The sequence below is a fragment of the Lysinibacillus sp. FSL K6-0102 genome (genome assembly GCF_038003545.1).
Classification (GTDB): domain Bacteria; phylum Bacillota; class Bacilli; order Bacillales_A; family Planococcaceae; genus Lysinibacillus; species Lysinibacillus capsici.
Genome location: NZ_JBBOPH010000001.1, coordinates 627,748 through 644,962, shown reverse-complemented (window position 1 = coordinate 644,962; position 17,215 = coordinate 627,748). Strand labels below are relative to the sequence as shown.

General features: G+C 37.8%; 19 protein-coding genes. 4 read left to right on the top strand and 15 right to left on the bottom strand.

Features of this window, described 5'->3' with window-relative positions; all coding sequences use genetic code 11:
- Window positions 1-100 precede the first annotated feature (100 nt).
- On the bottom strand, window positions 101-577 hold the full coding sequence (locus NYE73_RS03060; RefSeq protein WP_004269498.1) for an IDEAL domain-containing protein: 477 nt from the start codon (window positions 575-577) through the stop codon (window positions 101-103).
- Window positions 578-781: 204 nt separating this feature from the next.
- Between NYE73_RS03060 and NYE73_RS03055 the strand changes: the two genes are divergently transcribed.
- Both NYE73_RS03055 and NYE73_RS03050 read left to right on the top strand, forming a co-directional pair.
- Window positions 782-2,356 carry a hypothetical protein gene (locus NYE73_RS03055; RefSeq protein ID WP_259949475.1) on the top strand — a complete coding sequence of 525 codons (1,575 nt, stop codon included), beginning with the start codon at window positions 782-784 and terminating at the stop codon, window positions 2,354-2,356.
- Window positions 2,353-5,115, top strand: a complete 2,763-nt coding sequence (locus NYE73_RS03050; RefSeq protein ID WP_259949473.1) for a DEAD/DEAH box helicase — start codon at window positions 2,353-2,355, stop codon at window positions 5,113-5,115. The genes NYE73_RS03055 and NYE73_RS03050 overlap by 4 nt, the downstream gene beginning before the upstream one ends.
- A gap of 245 nt (window positions 5,116-5,360) precedes the next feature.
- Here NYE73_RS03050 and NYE73_RS03045 read toward each other — a convergent pair whose 3' ends face one another.
- A complete protein-coding gene (locus tag NYE73_RS03045; RefSeq protein ID WP_259949470.1) occupies window positions 5,361-5,759 on the bottom strand; it encodes a single-stranded DNA-binding protein in 399 nt (132 codons plus the stop codon).
- 297 nt (window positions 5,760-6,056) lie between these two features.
- On the opposite strand from NYE73_RS03045, the gene NYE73_RS03040 reads away from it, so the two are divergent.
- The gene (locus NYE73_RS03040; RefSeq protein ID WP_048395644.1) at window positions 6,057-6,482 is read left to right on the top strand and encodes a YwpF family protein; all 426 of its coding nucleotides are present in this window, start codon (window positions 6,057-6,059) and stop codon (window positions 6,480-6,482) included.
- A gap of 85 nt (window positions 6,483-6,567) precedes the next feature.
- A complete protein-coding gene (locus NYE73_RS03035) occupies window positions 6,568-7,533 on the top strand; it encodes a nuclease-related domain-containing protein (protein ID WP_258859163.1) in 966 nt (321 codons plus the stop codon).
- Window positions 7,534-7,723: 190 nt separating this feature from the next.
- Here the strand turns inward: NYE73_RS03035 and NYE73_RS03030 are convergent, their stop codons facing one another.
- The 13 genes from NYE73_RS03030 to NYE73_RS02970 form a co-directional block, all read right to left on the bottom strand.
- Window positions 7,724-8,149, bottom strand: coding sequence for a hypothetical protein (locus tag NYE73_RS03030; protein WP_048395642.1), 426 nt, complete (start codon window positions 8,147-8,149; stop codon window positions 7,724-7,726).
- Window positions 8,150-8,258: 109 nt separating this feature from the next.
- The gene (locus tag NYE73_RS03025) at window positions 8,259-8,642 is read right to left on the bottom strand and encodes a hypothetical protein (protein WP_048395640.1); all 384 of its coding nucleotides are present in this window, start codon (window positions 8,640-8,642) and stop codon (window positions 8,259-8,261) included.
- A gap of 147 nt (window positions 8,643-8,789) precedes the next feature.
- Entirely contained in the window at window positions 8,790-9,233 is a 444-nt protein-coding gene (fabZ, locus tag NYE73_RS03020; protein ID WP_016991806.1) for a 3-hydroxyacyl-ACP dehydratase FabZ, read from the bottom strand.
- Window positions 9,234-9,289: 56 nt separating this feature from the next.
- A complete protein-coding gene (locus NYE73_RS03015) occupies window positions 9,290-9,580 on the bottom strand; it encodes a DNA-directed RNA polymerase subunit beta (RefSeq protein ID WP_004269489.1) in 291 nt (96 codons plus the stop codon).
- Window positions 9,581-9,627: 47 nt separating this feature from the next.
- Entirely contained in the window at window positions 9,628-10,467 is an 840-nt protein-coding gene (locus NYE73_RS03010; RefSeq protein ID WP_048395638.1) for a flagellar hook-basal body protein, read from the bottom strand.
- A gap of 24 nt (window positions 10,468-10,491) precedes the next feature.
- Window positions 10,492-11,325 carry a flagellar hook-basal body protein gene (locus tag NYE73_RS03005; RefSeq protein ID WP_048395637.1) on the bottom strand — a complete coding sequence of 278 codons (834 nt, stop codon included), beginning with the start codon at window positions 11,323-11,325 and terminating at the stop codon, window positions 10,492-10,494.
- Window positions 11,326-11,346: 21 nt separating this feature from the next.
- Complete coding sequence (locus tag NYE73_RS03000; protein WP_004269486.1) at window positions 11,347-12,342, bottom strand: rod shape-determining protein; 996 nt, start codon at window positions 12,340-12,342, stop codon at window positions 11,347-11,349.
- 209 nt (window positions 12,343-12,551) lie between these two features.
- Window positions 12,552-12,812, bottom strand: a complete 261-nt coding sequence (locus tag NYE73_RS02995; RefSeq protein ID WP_004269485.1) for a sporulation transcriptional regulator SpoIIID — start codon at window positions 12,810-12,812, stop codon at window positions 12,552-12,554.
- A 156-nt stretch (window positions 12,813-12,968) separates the two neighbouring features.
- The gene (locus NYE73_RS02990; protein WP_048395635.1) at window positions 12,969-13,646 is read right to left on the bottom strand and encodes a M23 family metallopeptidase; all 678 of its coding nucleotides are present in this window, start codon (window positions 13,644-13,646) and stop codon (window positions 12,969-12,971) included.
- Between the two features lie 37 nt (window positions 13,647-13,683).
- The gene (gene spoIID / locus NYE73_RS02985) at window positions 13,684-14,622 is read right to left on the bottom strand and encodes a stage II sporulation protein D (RefSeq protein WP_259955542.1); all 939 of its coding nucleotides are present in this window, start codon (window positions 14,620-14,622) and stop codon (window positions 13,684-13,686) included.
- A gap of 81 nt (window positions 14,623-14,703) precedes the next feature.
- Window positions 14,704-16,014, bottom strand: coding sequence for a UDP-N-acetylglucosamine 1-carboxyvinyltransferase (gene murA, locus NYE73_RS02980; RefSeq protein WP_036076091.1), 1,311 nt, complete (start codon window positions 16,012-16,014; stop codon window positions 14,704-14,706).
- A gap of 465 nt (window positions 16,015-16,479) precedes the next feature.
- Window positions 16,480-16,719, bottom strand: a complete 240-nt coding sequence (locus NYE73_RS02975) for a DUF1146 family protein (protein ID WP_004269481.1) — start codon at window positions 16,717-16,719, stop codon at window positions 16,480-16,482.
- Window positions 16,720-16,800: 81 nt separating this feature from the next.
- The gene (locus NYE73_RS02970; protein WP_016992762.1) at window positions 16,801-17,208 is read right to left on the bottom strand and encodes a F0F1 ATP synthase subunit epsilon; all 408 of its coding nucleotides are present in this window, start codon (window positions 17,206-17,208) and stop codon (window positions 16,801-16,803) included.
- Between the last annotated feature and the right edge of the window lie 7 nt (window positions 17,209-17,215).

The window sequence follows — 17,215 nt, the reverse complement described above, 5'->3', positions numbered from 1 at the left end:
TAATTTTTTATGTGTTTTTAACATTTTATAGTTGATTAACTACATAATAAAAGCACCTGCTTGTCATTTATGATAAGTAGGTGCTTACTGGACATTCCATCTATTCAATTTTGAAACCCCCAAGTTGATGGCTCTTTTGCTGTAGCAATTCGAAAAAGAGTTCTTTATCATTCTCTAGTAATGCCTGATCAATCAAATGGTCCAAATTTTTCTCCTCTAACTCTGCAATAAGCTGATCGATTTCACCAACCGTCACAGTAGAAACCATCGGAATTTGTTGCTTTGGTGTAGCGCTTTCAAGTATTGGTGCTAAATGCTCATGAACATTAGTAATAAGCAATAGTTGATAAAGTGGTAACCGAATAAAGCGATTTCCTTTTTGGAAAACAAAAACCTCAGATAAATTTTCAATCTGCTGTGTCTTCATGTTGATGATCATCTCTTTACCTTCTATGGGAATGAAATGGAAAATCTCATTCTCTTTTAAAATAGAGAAATATTGATAAGCAAATACGAGACGTAATTTATCTCCAGTAACTTTTGTGTAAAACGGCTTCATGTATTGAACTTGCATCATCCTTCATCCCTCCTAAATTATCTGATTATTCAGATTTTAACACAAATCAAAAGCCTTGTTAACTATCTTTACCTCATTTTTTTCTTTCTGATCATTCAGCTTATCATTACTGCATTTTAATCGTATAATGGAAGGACAGTCTTTTTTTCCTTTTTACAATAAACAATGTTAACTATAGCCATACATGATGAAAGGAGTGAGGTTATGGCATTGTCTATATCGCAATTAGCTAAGGAACATCAAGCATTTGTGCTGACTAAATTAAAAGAAGCTGAACAAGGGTTACATCCTTCCTCTACCGAAGATGAGGAACTAGTGCGCCGTGCTGTCTTTTCAGTAAGGAATAAGTCCATTGTTTTTGAACGATTTAATGGAGCAAGTTCTATATTATATGCAAGTGTTCAAGATGTCAGACCCGCTTCTGTTGAAATTGATTTTTCAAAGGAAGAGCTACATTGTAGCTGTCCTCAAGCAAAATGGTGTCGACATCAAATAGGTGCTTTACTCGCTCTCTACCAATATTTTGATTCGGTTCAAAATTGGTCGAGTGCTTGGCGTGCACAAAAATCTGTTCAATTAAAATCTTTAGCAGATGAACGCAGCCCGCAAAGCTGGTCGATGATGGTGGATGAGGTGATGAAACGATTATTACCACCTGGGCGCATACTAGAAGGCTATGGGCTTTCCGCTGTAAGAACCGATGCTTTGGAGCGTCTTCGTCGACATATGCCCTTTGAGCGTGAATGGCAACCTCTTTATAAGCTCTATATGGAGCTAGCCATTTTTAATTCGATATGGCGACATTTAAATGAAACACCTGGACATTCGTTAGATTCACCTTATATGAAATATTTTATCGAACAAAGCACGCAATCTTTTGAGAGCATTCTTACAGAGCTTTCTAATCGATCACGACTATTTGCGACAGATCCATTTTATGATGCCATCCAAGAGCTAGTAAGAGAATTTTTATTAGAAAGACAAGGGCTTTTTGCCAATCGCCTTCGTCTATATATGCTACTATGGGCAGTACTTTTTTATGAGAAGCCTCGTCGTGAACAGGAATTGGCATTTATAAATAATCTTGTTCACTCTTCAGCGGAAATTTCTCTACAATCACTAAAATTATTATTTTATGTGCTATTACAGAAAGAGGATTTACTGCTTGAAAAGTTGGCACAGGTCGATTTACCACAAATGCAGGATTTGTTTGAACTAGCTACTTTTGCTCAACGTGCTGGAGAGTCCAATTCATTAGCAGTCATTTTACGAGCAATTTTACCTTTGACTGAAGTGTTTCTACAGGAGGTCGTTCCAGTCGTTCAGCGTGCCCAATACGTAAGGCAATTCCAACTTTTATTTGACGAGATTCAGCTTTCGGAGGAAGAGGAAGCAATGCTGTATAGTGCCTTTGGTGTGTATGGACTACAGCCGTTCTCAAGTTTTTTAATTAAAAAAGGTCGCTATCGGGAATGGGCAGCTCTACATCAACTAAACCCATCATCCCTCTCTTACTTAGAAATGTGTGGATTAAAGGATGTATTACAGGTTGAACCTGCAACTGTTTTACCTTTATATCATGTCTATGCAATGGCTGAAATTGCGCAAAAATCACGCTTAAATTATAAACAGGCTGTGCGTATTTGGAAAAGTATGCGTAGCGCTGCAAAGCGAGCTGGTAAAGCAGCTTATTTTGAAACATATATGCAAACCATTCGTGCAGAATATAAACGACTACGTGCGTTACAAGAAGAAATTGAGAAAGGAAACTTAGTATGATGACAATAAATGCTCCTTCCCCTTTTTCCAAAACACAACAGCTCCGTATTGAAGTAGCTCGGGAAGGATATTTTACGTTGCAGGGTTTTACTGCAAATGGTACAACAATCGATGTTGATACATTAATTTCTTCGCTATTCTTTACTTATGAGGCAAACGTTTATGGATTATTAACAAATCGGGCTGATTTTACAATTGAAGTTTCTACAGCTGAGTTACTCGATATTTTTTCAACAAGCTTCCAGCACCCTTTCATCAATTGGAGTGGTGCAAATGAAGAAAGTATAGAATGGTTAAAAAAAGTTTACGCATTACAAGCATACTGGCAAGAGCCATCACTTTGGTCACATGCCGTGATTGCAGATGATTTTTCATCATTAACTTTCCCTATTGATCATATAGATTCAGCATTATTGGAAACAGCTGTACAGCAGAAGCTTTCACAGGTTGGGCTAATACTAGCTGATTTACCAAAGTTATTACCCTTTTTCCTACGTGGAGGCTGGCCATTGGATCAAGCTCGTCAAGCTGGAGCTGTTTCCGTTTCTTTACGGTTAAGTGAGCCAGAAGAAGATGCCGATGTATGGTTATTAGAAACGGTGCTAAGCACTGCTACAACGAAAAACTACTGGACACCTGCTATTCGTAAACAATCCTTACCTATTGAAGAAGCACTACCTACAAAGTGGAGAATGTTTGCGACTGAAATTAAGCAGCAACAACAGCAAATTGTAGAACTTCTATCCACCGATACGATCAATAGTGATATCTTTATTCGTGTGACACTGGAAGATTTAGAAGTTCGCTCTTTTTTACGGGAAGATCTTGCTAGATTGCAGGCACTTGGTTTTGATGTTGTGCTGCCAGCATGGCTAAAGGATTTAAAACAATCCAAAATCCGAGTACGCGTTACAACTAGCAATGTTTCAACAAGGAAGGTAGCAGGTTTAGATGATATTTTAACGTTTAAATGGCAGTTTTCTATGAACGGACAAACAATTTCAGCTGAGCAATTTAAAAAACTTGTGGATGAGAAACGTGAATTTATTCGTATTGGTACTGAATGGTTCCGAGTAGATGCTAATTGGATGCAAGAAATGCGTGAATTGATGCAACAGGCAGAAGATGAAAGTTGGACTGTTCGAGAATTATTATTTAGGGAGTTACCAGAAGATCTGTCTGCCCCTCTTGAGGAAGAAGATGCAGATGATGCACTGAGAGATGATCCAATCTTTGCATTGGAAATACAACAATCATTAAAAGCATACATGGAGCAACTTTTGGAGAAGAAAGGCTTACCTGCCGTCTCGATTCCATTGTCCCTACAAACCGAATTACGCCCTTATCAATTAGAAGGCTTTGAATGGTTAGTCTTTATGCGCCAACAAGGTTTCGGTGCATGTCTAGCTGATGATATGGGACTTGGAAAAACGGTTCAATTGATTACCTATTTGCTTCATATTTATGAGTCTTCAACTTACACAAAGCCATCCATCATTATTTGTCCCACTTCAGTACTTGGGAACTGGCAAAAAGAACTTGCTCGATTTGCCCCGTCCCTGATTGTGCATACACATTATCAAGCAAATCGAGCAAAGGATGAAGAGTTTAAAAAGCTAGTGACAGCAGAAAGGCCACATGTCATTTTATCAACCTATGGTACTGTTTCACAGGATACTGAATTTTTACAGGATATCGAATGGGCAACGGTAGTACTTGATGAAGCACAAAACATAAAAAATATGCAAACATTACAATCGAAAGCCATTCGTAAATTGCTAGGTGACCATCACATAGCTCTTACTGGGACACCTGTAGAAAATCGTTTATCTGAGTTATGGGCTATTTTTGATTTCATTCATAAGGGCTATCTAGGTAGTTTTGGTCGCTTCAATGAAGAATTTATTTTGCCTATTGAACGAGACGAATCAGAGTCGCATAAGCAGAAGCTTCGAGCTAAAATTCAGCCATTCTTATTGCGTCGTACAAAGCGAGATCCACATTTACAGCTTAACTTACCAGATAAGCTAGAATCGAATGAATATTGTCCATTAACAACAGAGCAAGCTTCACTCTATGAGGGCTATATTTTAGAGACGCTTGATCAGCTGGAGCAGTTAACAGGCTTTCAAAAAAAGGGTCGCGTCTTAAAGATGCTCAGTAAATTAAAGCAATTATGTAATCATCCTGCCTTATATTTAAAGGAACCTTTCGAGGATGCCGAAACAATGCTTGCACGTTCGACTAAGCTAGAGCGCATTGTACAAATGGCAGCTGAGATTGTGGACAATGGCGAGCAATGTCTCATCTTTACACAATATATCGGAATGGGACAATTGCTACAACATTGCTTTAGTGAAATATATAATGTAGATGCACCATTTTTAACTGGTGCCATGCCTAAGCAGCAGCGAGACCGCTTAGTAGAGGCTTTCCAGGCAGGAGATTTCCCTATATTTATCCTTTCTTTGAAAGCTGGTGGAACAGGACTTAATTTAACAGCAGCTAATCATGTTTTACATGCAGATCGCTGGTGGAATCCTGCTGTTGAAAACCAAGCGACCGATCGAGCATATCGAATCGGACAGACACAATTTGTGCAGGTCCATAAGTTTGTGACAATTGGCACGATCGAGGAAAAAATTGATAAGATGCTGGTGCAGAAATCTGCATTATCCGAAGAGCTTATTCAATCAAGCCAGTGGTTGACCGAGTTAGAAGATCAAGAACTCCGCGATTTAATAACATTAGATATATAATAATGAGATGCGCCAAGAGCAAATAGTTCTTGGCGCTCTTTTAGTGGAACTTGCTACTTCTTTTCCCTACTTACTTCATTATTCGTATTTAGTTGTGTTGAAAATTCCATTGCTGTGCGGTCTTCAGCAATGTTTATTATAGTGTTACACATCATTCCTTTCTGTTTGTTACGGTGCAAGAAATATAAGGAGAATGGCAGATCAGACAATGAAAGTTCTCTTGCCCCGTATGTAAACTATACTTGCTAAGGTAAAACAAAATCCTTTAAGTGTTTCTGTTCATTCGGTGGCTGTGGCGGTACAGTAACCGCTTCGTCACTATCTCTTTGTTTAAGTTGATAAAATCTAACATCCTCAACCACTATCTCTGTCATAAAAATCTTTGTGCTTTCCTCATTTACAAATGACCTTGTTTGAATACGGCCAGTGGCACCGATTAATGAACCTTTACCGCAATATTTAACGATATTCTCTGCAAGCCTTCCCCAAGCTGTACAGAAAACAAAATCTGTATCTACTTCCCCTTGATTGTTTTTAAAATTACGATTAATGGCTAGTGAGAAATGAGTTTGCACACGATTTCCAGATAAGTAACGTAACACCGGGTCTTTTGTAAACCTTCCAACCAATCCGACTTGATTCATTCATTCACCTCCTTTGCTTTTGATTGCTCTCATCTTACAAAATGATTCCGGTATTCGCAAAAATCAATATTGTTAATTTCCTTCAGTTTTTGTGCATAAATTGGGTAAATCGGCATTTTTATTTTTCTATTTTTTATTAATTTTCTAGCTGAATGCTTTAGGCTGTAATGGCAAATGCTATTCCATGAAATCTGCAATTTCGCAGTTTTTGAATAACCGTCACAAGTGCGCATCACAAACAACAGCTGTCTCATGTGTTATACTAAAAGAATGACAGACTTAGGAGGAATATACATATTGAAAACCTTTAAAATGCTTTCCTTTGACCTTGTCACGAAAGATGGCGTGCAACCATTCCCTTTAATCGATGGCATCATTATTAATCAGGAAAATAGCCATCAATCTTGGGTACTTGAATTGTTTATGGAAAAACAATATCGCTCAACCTTTGATGAGCTCTTAGCGAATGCTACAGTCTTCAATGTACGTGCAGTTATTTCATTCCCAGATAATGAACCCGCTCCTTTTCAGGTGATCGTACATACTGTTGAAGAAATCGGTAATCATGTTTCAGTCCTATTAAAAGGTACGCTTAAAATTAAACGATCAAAATATGCAGAACAATTACTTTCCGAGCTACTTGCTGAGGGTGTTTCTTTAGAGGATTTACTGGATCGCTTTACACAAGATATGAAAAAGCGACCAAAATTAAAAAATGACTGACGATGCGAATTTTTGCATCGTTTTTTTATTGGACAAGCAGTAATTTTTTTGTACAATACAATTTAAAAAAGGAGGGTTACATTTGGTGGTTGCTATAAGGAAGAAGCCTTTAAAATTATTATGGCTTGAGGCTTTGATGAGGCGTCTTTTAAAGGATGATGTAGAATATCATTATTATCAAGAGCAGTATCGTCGACTAGATGCAGGGTTTGCTGGCGAGCAAAAGGTTGATCGCGTATGGCATGAATTAATATATCCAAATACCTTTTTTGTCTTACATAATTTATGTCTTATGAACACGGCTCAACATCTGCATCAGATTGATACGCTTTTTATTTGTCCCCATTTTATGTTGGTTGTAGAAATCAAAAACATACATGGTCGTCTTGAATTTGATCAACACACACATCAATGCACACGCACAAGGGTTGATGGTACTGTAGAAGGATTTCCAAATGCTCTTACTCAAACTGAGCGTCATATGGAATTTCTTAAAAATCTGATTACAAGTTATTCCCTTCCTGTTGAAGGGGCTGTTGTTATAGCAAATCCTTCCACAATCATCGTCAATTCAACTAGTACTCTTCCCATTTTTCATGCGTCCGGACTTCATAAGTATCTCCAGTCGCTTTTTAAAAAGCACCCTAAAAAATTAATAGATAATCAATTAACCCAATTAGTGCACCTACTACTTTCTAAACAAATTATTCCTCAGATTCATACATCAATTGCCCCATCACGATTTCGACACGGTGTTCTTTGTCCAAAATGTACCTATCAAAATAATATGTACTTCCATCGTGGCATTTGGAAATGTTCATTTTGTCATTATAGAAGTATAGAAATTTTCGCAGAGGCTTTGCTTGATTATCGGTTATTGATTAGTCATTCTATTACCAATAAACAGTTACGAGCGTTTTTTAGAATTAATTCTAACGATGCAGCTACTCGATTGCTACGGAAGTTTAAGTTTCCATATACCGGTACCTATAAGAATCGTGTTTACCATTTACCAGAAAATTTACTGGAGCATATGAAGAATTTTTTTTGATGGGGGTTTTGCTTAGCTTTTAGGTATTCACCCTGCTTTCGCGGGTATTCGCTTTGCTTCCGCTGGTATTCACTCTGTTTTCGCGGGTACTTACTCTGCTTCCGCGAGTATTAGGTCTGCTTCCACCGGTATTCGTTTCGCTTTCCATTGAAAAAAGAGTGTTTTCCGCAGAGGAAACACTCTCTTTATGTTATCGGTTATTCATACCATCACGGTATTTTTCAGTGTTGTTTACTTTATCGTCGACAACATCATTATTATTGTTACCGTTCATGTTGTCATTACGTTCAACACCATTTACACCGTTTGCATTTGGTGTGTTGTCATAGCCGTTTGTGCTGTTGATATCGGCATTTGAACCAGGTGTTGTTGCTTCAGGTAATGTTGTATTATCGTTAACAGTACCTCGATCTACACCATTCCCATTTACATTATTGCGATCGTATGCATCGTCACGATTATTCGGATCTAATGCGTCCTCGACATCGTCGACTCCTCGACGTACGTCATTCTCGACTTCTCGAACAGGGTGATCTTCTACTGCATTATTTCCCCAGTTACAACCTCCAAGGAATGCAGTTGCAAGAATGATGGTTAAAAATGACATTTTCCACATAGTAAAAAACCTCCTTTCTTGGGTACTATGTCATCAAATACATCTACTGTATTTGTGATCCTACATAGATTGCCCGAGAAAGGAGGGAACTATCCGATTTTTGTACAAACTATTTTTGTTTTTCTTTTAATAACTGTTCAATATATGCTGCCTCTGCTTTACAGTCGTAGCTATAGTTTGTGCCTAGCTCTTTTTGCAATGCCTCGATTGTTTCGACTTGCTGTGCTGTTGGTTCTTCATTTAAAATTTTGGCAATAACCTCATCGATTTTTTGTGCCATTTCTTCATGAAACTGTGCGCTCATCAATGTATCAGCAGGGATTTTTTCGATCCACGCGGCATTCTCCTGAAAATAAGTCTGCCAGTTTGCAATGAAGTCTTCCATGGAAAAGCGCTCTTCATCCCAACCAATACTTGCTAAGTATGTTTCAAAAGATGTTGAAATCGAACGAGTAATGCTAATTTTAATACCTGAAGACAATTCCTTATACATCTTAATAATCCTCCTACGTTTGTAAAACCTAAAAATTACATCTATTTCAATTCACAATCGCATATTTACCATCGCAATTTAAGAACCTACTAATCAATTTTTGACTTGACTTTATCTATTTTATATCTTTTGGTCTACAAATGCAAATTAAGCTTGTTTAGGCTGTTCAGGCCCAATTGCAAATAGAATATCGGCTTCACATACAAGTTCTCCATCTACAGTTGCTACACCATGACCTTTACCCATTGCGCCACGAAGTTTTACAAATTCTACTTCCAATTTAAGTTGGTCGCCAGGTACGACTTGACGCTTGAAACGACAATTATCAACACCCGTTAAAAAAGCTAAACGACCCTTAAATTCTTCAGCATTTAATAAAGCCACTCCACCTACTTGAGCTAAAGCTTCCACAATTAACACACCTGGCATAACTGGATAACCTGGGAAGTGCCCATTAAAAAAATCTTCGTTAATTGAAACGTTCTTTAATCCTACTGCACGTTTCCCTTCTTCTAATTCAATGATGCGATCGACGAATAAAAAAGGATAGCGGTGTGGTAAAATTGCTTGAATTTGTTCTGCAGTTAACATGTCATTTCCCCCTCAAAAATTAAGTATGTATACACAAAGTAAGGTAAAGAATAATGTTATTCTTTACCATTCATAATATCAAATATATGCTGCCATGTTTCTCGTTTAAAAATATCCATAGCATTGCCTTCTCCAATAACGCTAAAGCCAAACATTGCGCCTAATGCTGCGGCAACAACGACTAAAATGAGAACAATTACAATGCGTAACCAAATCGGAATCAGTCGGATTTGCACCCATCGAACCTCGCGTTGCTCTCCAGTCGAGCGGCGTTCTTTCTTTTCTGGTTGCGGTTGCGTATCGGTTTCTTGTGTCGGCACAGAACGTCGACGTGAATCGTTTGTCATAGATTGTACTCCTCTTCATTCCTTACTATGCGTTTTTGGATAACTTCCTATCGAATGCCATTAATTAGTCCTAGCATTTGATCTGCTAATGTCACCGCTCTTGCGTTGAATTGATAAGAACGTTGTGTTTGAATGAGTTCTGTCATTTCTTTCGAGAGGTTAACATTGGACATTTCTAGTGTACCACTTTGCATGCCAATTTGCTGACGGTTGGCTCCCACAAGCTCTGTCAAAACTTCTGCCTGCGTATAGCCAAGTTCAGCTAAATTATTAGGTAATCCCATATAAGAACCGGCAACATGCTCCATTAATTGCGGCTTTTGGAATTCTGTTACAGCTAAATCCGTACGTATAATATCCCCATTTGGATAAGATGCTTCTAATACGCCACCATCTCGAACAGCAAACTTTTGAACCGTGTCTGGTAATGTAATAGCTTGTCCTGCAGCATTAGCTACTGGATAACCCTCTGCTGTTACAAGCATAACTGTTCCATTATTCAATGGAGATAAATAAAAGTCACCTTGTCGAGTATACACTGTTTCAGTTCCATTTTCACCATCTGGCATCAAAATATTGAAATATTGTTTCGCTTTTGTGAAAGCTAAGTCTAAATCACGATTAGTTGTTTGTAATGAACCTTGCTTTTCATTGGATTTAATTTGCCCAATCATTGCGCCAGATCCATAGCGAATACCAACAGGTGTTTGTCGTTCTGCACGATCCTGCTTATCATTATTAAATTGCTGATAAAGTAATTCATTAAAGGATGCTTCCTTTGTTTTATAGCCCGTTGTATTACTGTTAGCAATGTTATTACTAATGGTATCCAGTTTGTTTTGTAATTGCCCCATTGTGTTTGTAGCTGTAATCATTGTACGTAGCATTGATAAAAGCCCCCTGTTCGCCCATTAAATTTTTCCGATTTCATTCACAGCCTTCTCCATGCTACGATCATAAGCTTGTAATACTTTTTGATTTGCTTCAAATGCACGGTAGGCAGTCATTAAATCTGTCATTGTGCGACCAGAATCTACGTTTGACCCTTCTAAAAAGTTTTGACGTAGTGTAAAGGAAACACCATTCGCTCCATAAGCTGTTGGCAAGTTCTCACCATTTTCTGTACGAATAAGGCCATTATCTTGTTTTTGTAGCATGTTCGGGTTAGCAGCAAATGATACACCAACACGAGTTACTTGTTGATTATTTACAAAGATAGCGCCACTTTCATCTAATCGGAAATCATCATTTGGTAGCTGGATACGTTGCCCAGCATCATTTAGTACATATAATCCTTGACCATTAACTAAATAGCCTTGCCCATCTAACGTGAAATTACCATTACGTGTGTAAGCCTCACCACCAGCAGGATGCTCTAGTCGGAAGAAGATTGAACCCGTCACACCATCTTCATTTTGTGGTAAGTTTCCATTAATCAATGCCATATCTGTTGTAAAATCAGTGTTATAGATTTGGCCTTGTATGTAATTTGGCAATGTTTCTTGTAAATATGTCCCTGTATTTAAAGCTCCTACTTGACTCATATATTCAGCGCCGGCTTGTTGGTGAGCAGGAGCATTTGTTTTTCCAATGCTAGACATTAGCATATCTGGAAATGAGCGAATCGTAGATTGATCTGCCTTAAATCCTGGTGTATTCGCATTTGATAAATTATTGGTAAGTAATTCTGTTCTTCTTTGTTGCGTGATCATACCTGTTGCAACTGTATAAAATCCTTTAAACAAAGAAATCACCTCATTTTATTTTTATAAGGATGCTGGCACACGATCAATATTTTCAAGCATGATACCTGTACCAATGGCTACACAATCCATAGGTCTCTCTGCAATGAAAACAGGTACCTTCAACTCTTCTATTAATAGCTGGTCCATTCCATGTAACAATGCACCACCACCAGTTATAATCACTCCACGATCAATGATATCGGCTGATAGTTCAGGTGGTGTTTTTTCTAAGACATTTTTAGCTGACTGGACAATCATGGCTACTGACTCATGTAGTGCACGTTCAATTTCTTCAGACTCAATTGTAATTGTACGTGGTAAACCTGTTACCATATCACGGCCACGAATATCCATTGTATCATTGCGACTACCTTTGAAAACTGTACCAATTGTCATTTTGATTGCCTCTGCAGTACGTTCTCCAATCAGCAATTTATATTCTTTTTTAATATATTGCAAAATATCGTTATCAAACACATCGCCTGCTACTTTAATGGATTCACTTGTTACGATATCACCCATTGATAGAACTGCGATATCTGTCGTTCCGCCCCCGATATCGACTACCATATTTCCACTTGGTTGGAAAATATCCATTCCAGCACCTATTGCTGCAACTTTTGGCTCTTCCTCTAAATATACTTTTTTACCACCGGATTTTTCAGCAGCTTCACGAATTGCCTTTTGTTCAACACTTGTAATATTCGTTGGACAACAAATTAATATGCGTGGCTTCGCCAAAAATCCTTTTACGTTTAATTTATTGATGAAATGTCTTAACATCGCCTCTGTCACATCAAAATCTGCAATGACTCCGTCTCTTAGTGGACGAATAGCTGTGATATTACCTGGCGTTCTCCCTACCATTTGGCGGGCTTCTTCCCCAACCGCTAATACTTTATTTGTCTTTTTATCGATCGCCACAACAGATGGTTCATTGAGGACGATCCCTTTCCCCTTAACGTGGATTAATACGTTCGCAGTCCCTAAGTCAATGCCAATATCTTTCGAAAACATTTTATAATTTCTCCTTCCCGCCAGTTCCAACTACATAACGTTCATTTTATCTCTTTATCTAGAATATTTTATCATATTCTATTGGTAATTTCACCTAAATTTAGTGAATAAGACTGTTTTCTTTTTAGGCAGTGAACGGCTATAATATAGAATTACTATTCTTAGAAAATCATCACTTATGCTTGTCCAACACAACAAAAAAGAACGAATCATTCTTGACTCGCTCTTTCTTTCCACTTGTTTTTCGTTGCTTCTCCTCCGCGAATATGACGTACGGCCTTATGGTAGGCGAGTATTTCTTTCACTTGGTCAGCTAATCCTTCATGAATTGTTGGTAATCGCTCTGTTAAATCCTTGTGCACCGTACTTTTTGAATAACCAGTCATTTTCGCGAGGACACGCACAGTCTCACGCGTCTCAATCAGTAATTCACCGAGGCGTATGCAGCGCTTCCGAATGTGCTCATGCACGTTCTTCGTCCTTTCCACACAATTTCACAAAATGCTTTGGCAATCAGATGCACATTTGCGCATTTCTTCACCTTATGTGAGGACAAAGCTATTCAGAACACGTTTTGCATTTTCTTGATAAAATGCTGACTTTTTATGCGTTACTAGCTTTTCTCATTAAAAAGCTAGTAATTTTTTCGGATTGATATATTTTCCGTTTTCAAGAATTTCGAAATGCATGTGGACGCCAGCCGCTTGATTCCACTCGTTGTCAGTCGCTTTTCCTAATGCTTGACCTTGTGTAACCTCATCGCCTTCTTTAACAGCGATATCCTTCACAGAACTATAATGTGTCTGCATACCATTTGGATGCTCGATCACGATCTTATTGCCTGTAAATGCGTCTAGTTTTACCTCTAGTACTTTACCACTCATAGCAGCTAGTACTTCAAACTCTTCACCATTCATAGCAATAGAGATCCCTGAAGATGTAGTAAATGTTTGATTAAATACCATTAGTGCATTTTCACGAGACTCTTCATTTGCCTCTAACTCGTAAAATTCTTGTAAGACTTGTACTTTACTAAAATTCTCTTCTTTGAATGGATACTTCATGTTTTCAGTTCGTGCATTAGTTTCCACTACAGGACCTGGATCTACTTCAGCTAAATCTGGTAAAGGAGCCTCTTCTACTTTTGATACGAGACTATTGTAACCAAATAACAATCCTGCTAGAACAAGTGCACCACCTGTGTAAACTACTGGCCAAAACCACGGTTTCTTTTGTAATTGGCCATTTTCCTTTTGATTTGGATCTTGGTTTTGAGAAGCTTTGTTATTTTTATCCTCTCTCATTTTCATCACCTCTAGTTGCAGTGTGAACAACTAGAAGTTATTTTAAACATGCATCTATTTTTTTTATTTCAATATCTTGATAATAATAGTGTAAAATTTCGGCAGCTGTTTTTCCTTCATTTGCCATTGCCTCAGCTCCATATTGACTCATGCCCACTCCATGCCCATAACCTTGAGTTTTCACTCGAACTTTTCTTTTATTGGCATTAAAGATGATTGTGAAATCAGTTGATGGTATACCAAGGAGCGTTCTTACCTCTCTCCCTGTCCAGACGTTATTCCCTAGCTGTAAACGTTCTACTCGTCCAGAATCATTATAAAATAACTGGATACGATTAAAATCACTAGGTTGCCATTGTATAGGCCAGAGCTTATTCCATTGAGCTAAAGTCCATTCTTGCTCAGCCTCAAACTTAGGAGATGTTTGATCAGATATACTTGCAACACTTTGCAAATATGGAATATCATTTCCACCATATCCATAAGCACTTTCTGTTTTACCATTGCTTGTTGAATGAAACATGGCTGTAATCAATTCATTATTATAAAGAATAACTTGTCCTTGTGTTTCATTGATAGCTTCGACAATTTTCTTTTCATTTCCCAGGAAATTGCTAGCCCAATTCGCCTTTCTTTGTTCTTCATCATAGAAGACTTGCTTTGCCACAGTTGGGGCGATCGCAATTTTTCCGTAATTTGTCGTTTTCAACGCATATGTGCGTGCTGCAATAGCTTGTGCCTTCAATGCTTCTTTTTTAAAAGAAACGGGCATTTCTGCAGCAACTACTCCTGTAATATACGTTTCCAAAGGGATTTTTTCTTCTTGCCCCTCCACTTCTATAAATATTTCACAAGCATTCTTATCACTAGTTTGAGGTATGATAGCCTCTTGTCTTTCACTAAACCCTACTATAGGAAGCATATATAATGCCCCAATCAAGCAAATGACACCTATACTAATCATCCATTTTTTCATAAGGAATAATATGCTAGATTTCTTGTAGTTATGAGAAAACAAAAACCCTATGCATAAAAAGCAAAGGGTTTTAAAATCTATTTAGTTTGTAGGCAATTCAACTGTTACATCTTCAATTGTCACTACCTCTTCTGTAATACGTTCAATATTAGCACCAAGAGATGCTAATTTTCCATGGAAATCAACATAACCACGATCTAAATGATGAAGTTTTGTGACACGTGTCATTCCTTCTGATACAAGACCCGCTAAAATTAATGCAGCCGCAGCTCGTAAATCCGTTGCCATTACCTCAGCTCCCTGAAGATCCACAGGCCCCTCGATAAACACAGAACGTCCCTCTATTTTAGCACCAGCATTCATGCGACGGAATTCCTCAACATGCATAAAACGGTTTTCGAATACCGTTTCTGTAATAATACTCGTACCTTCAGCAGTAAGCATTAACGCCATCATTTGTGATTGCATATCTGTTGGGAAACCAGGATGAGGCATTGTTTTGATATCAACTGCTTTTAGTGTTTGAGGAACTCGTACACGGATTCCTTCATCCAACTCAGTAATTTCTACGCCCATCTCACGCATTTTAGCTATTAAAGCAGTCATATGCTCAGGAACTGCGTTTTCAATCACCACATCTCCTCTCGTAATAGCTGCTGCTACCATAAATGTACCAGCTTCAATACGGTCAGGAATAATATGATGCTCTACACCATATAATGTATCGACTCCTTCGATACGAATCGTATTTGTCCCCGCACCAATTACACGGCCACCCATACTATTAATAAAGTTTGCAAGATCCACGATTTCAGGCTCTTTCGCTGCATTTTCAATTACAGTTGTCCCCTCAGCTAAAGATGCCGCTGTCATAATATTTTCAGTTGCCCCAACACTTGGGAAATCCAAATACACATTAGCCCCTTTTAAGCGACCCTCTGTCTTCGCCTCAACATAGCCATGGCCAAATGAAATTTTTGCACCCATTGCTTCAAAGCCTTTTAAGTGTAATTCAATCGGACGTGATCCAATTGCACAGCCTCCAGGAAGTGCTACACGAGCATAGCCATTACGAGCAAGTAGAGATCCCATTACTAAAATAGATGCACGCATTTTACTAACAAATTCAAATTGAGCTTCACTTGAAAGTTCTTTTGTTGCATCTATATATACGGCATTATCTTCAGGTATATATGTAACTGCTGCGTTTAAACTTTTAAGTACTTCATTTATTGTAAAGACGTCTGCTAAATTAGGGACTTCTTTAATTACATTTTCTCCTTTTGAAGCAAGTAAAGCTGCTGCAAGGATTGGTAACACTGCATTTTTTGCGCCCTCTACACGTACTTTTCCCTGTAGTTTTTGGCCGCCAGTCACTATTATTTTATCCACCCTATGTCCCTCCGAATTCAATCTATTAACCTACCAAATTTTTATTTTAATAAAGAAGTATAATGTCATAATCAGTAAACAAACAACTCTATAGTACAACTTTTCTAACGCTCGTTCAAGCGTCCAAATCACTATTTTAAGCCATTATTAGATTTTTTGCTATTTATTTATTGTACGCTGCTAAATTTTTTTTGTGAATGACCAATAACCCGTTCGCTTCTAATACATACCCAAAGATATATGAATAAAAAACAACTTTTCACTTTTTTCTATAAAAAATGAAGTGGAAGGTACCTATTATCGTACATTTATCAATGGGTATCTTGATAGCTAATAGCGTAAAATTCATAAGAATTTAATGTATTAGCGTCTTTTTACATAGTTCAAAGGGCCACACAAATGGTATTATAAAGTCCTTTGAAGTATGTAGACCTATAAATTTATGAAAGAAAGAAACGAATTCTTTTAAAATAAATAAGGAAGTTTACCTGACCAACTAGATATTTGAAGAAAGAAATTAGATACTGCTGAGCCTATCGCAATACTAAGTAAAATATAAATGAGTTGAATTTGAAAAACTCGATTCTTTTTAAAGAGTTTTTCGATCATAAAAGCTTGTAAAGCATAAAAAGTAATAGCAATAAAAAATAGGTGGGATAAAATACCCAATAAAGCTTCTTGTCCAATTGCTTCATATATCTCCATATAGCATCCTCCATTTCTCCTTCAATATGTTTGTTCACCTTAAAAAACGGGCAGATGCGATATCTGCCCGTTAAAAATGAATTAGATATTACCCTCATGAACGTTGATACGATTCAACGCACGTTTTAATGCTAGGTCAGCACGTTTGAAATCAATGTTGTCTTGTTTACTTTGAAGACGTCCTTCAGCACGTTTAACGGCTTCTTTAGCACGTTGAACATCGATGTTTTCAGCAATTTCAGCAGACGGCGCTAAAATTGAGATTTTTTCTGGACGAACTTCAATGAAACCACCGCTTACAGCAACAATATCAGTCGAACCGTTTTCTTTTTTAAGCTTCACTGCACCAATTGCAAGTGGAGCCACCATTGGAATATGGCCTGCAAGAACACCGATTTCTCCTGAAGTTGTTTTAGCGATTACCATTGATACTTCAGAATCGTATACTGGGCCGTCGGGAGTGACAATATTGACTAGAACTGTCTTCATATTTTTT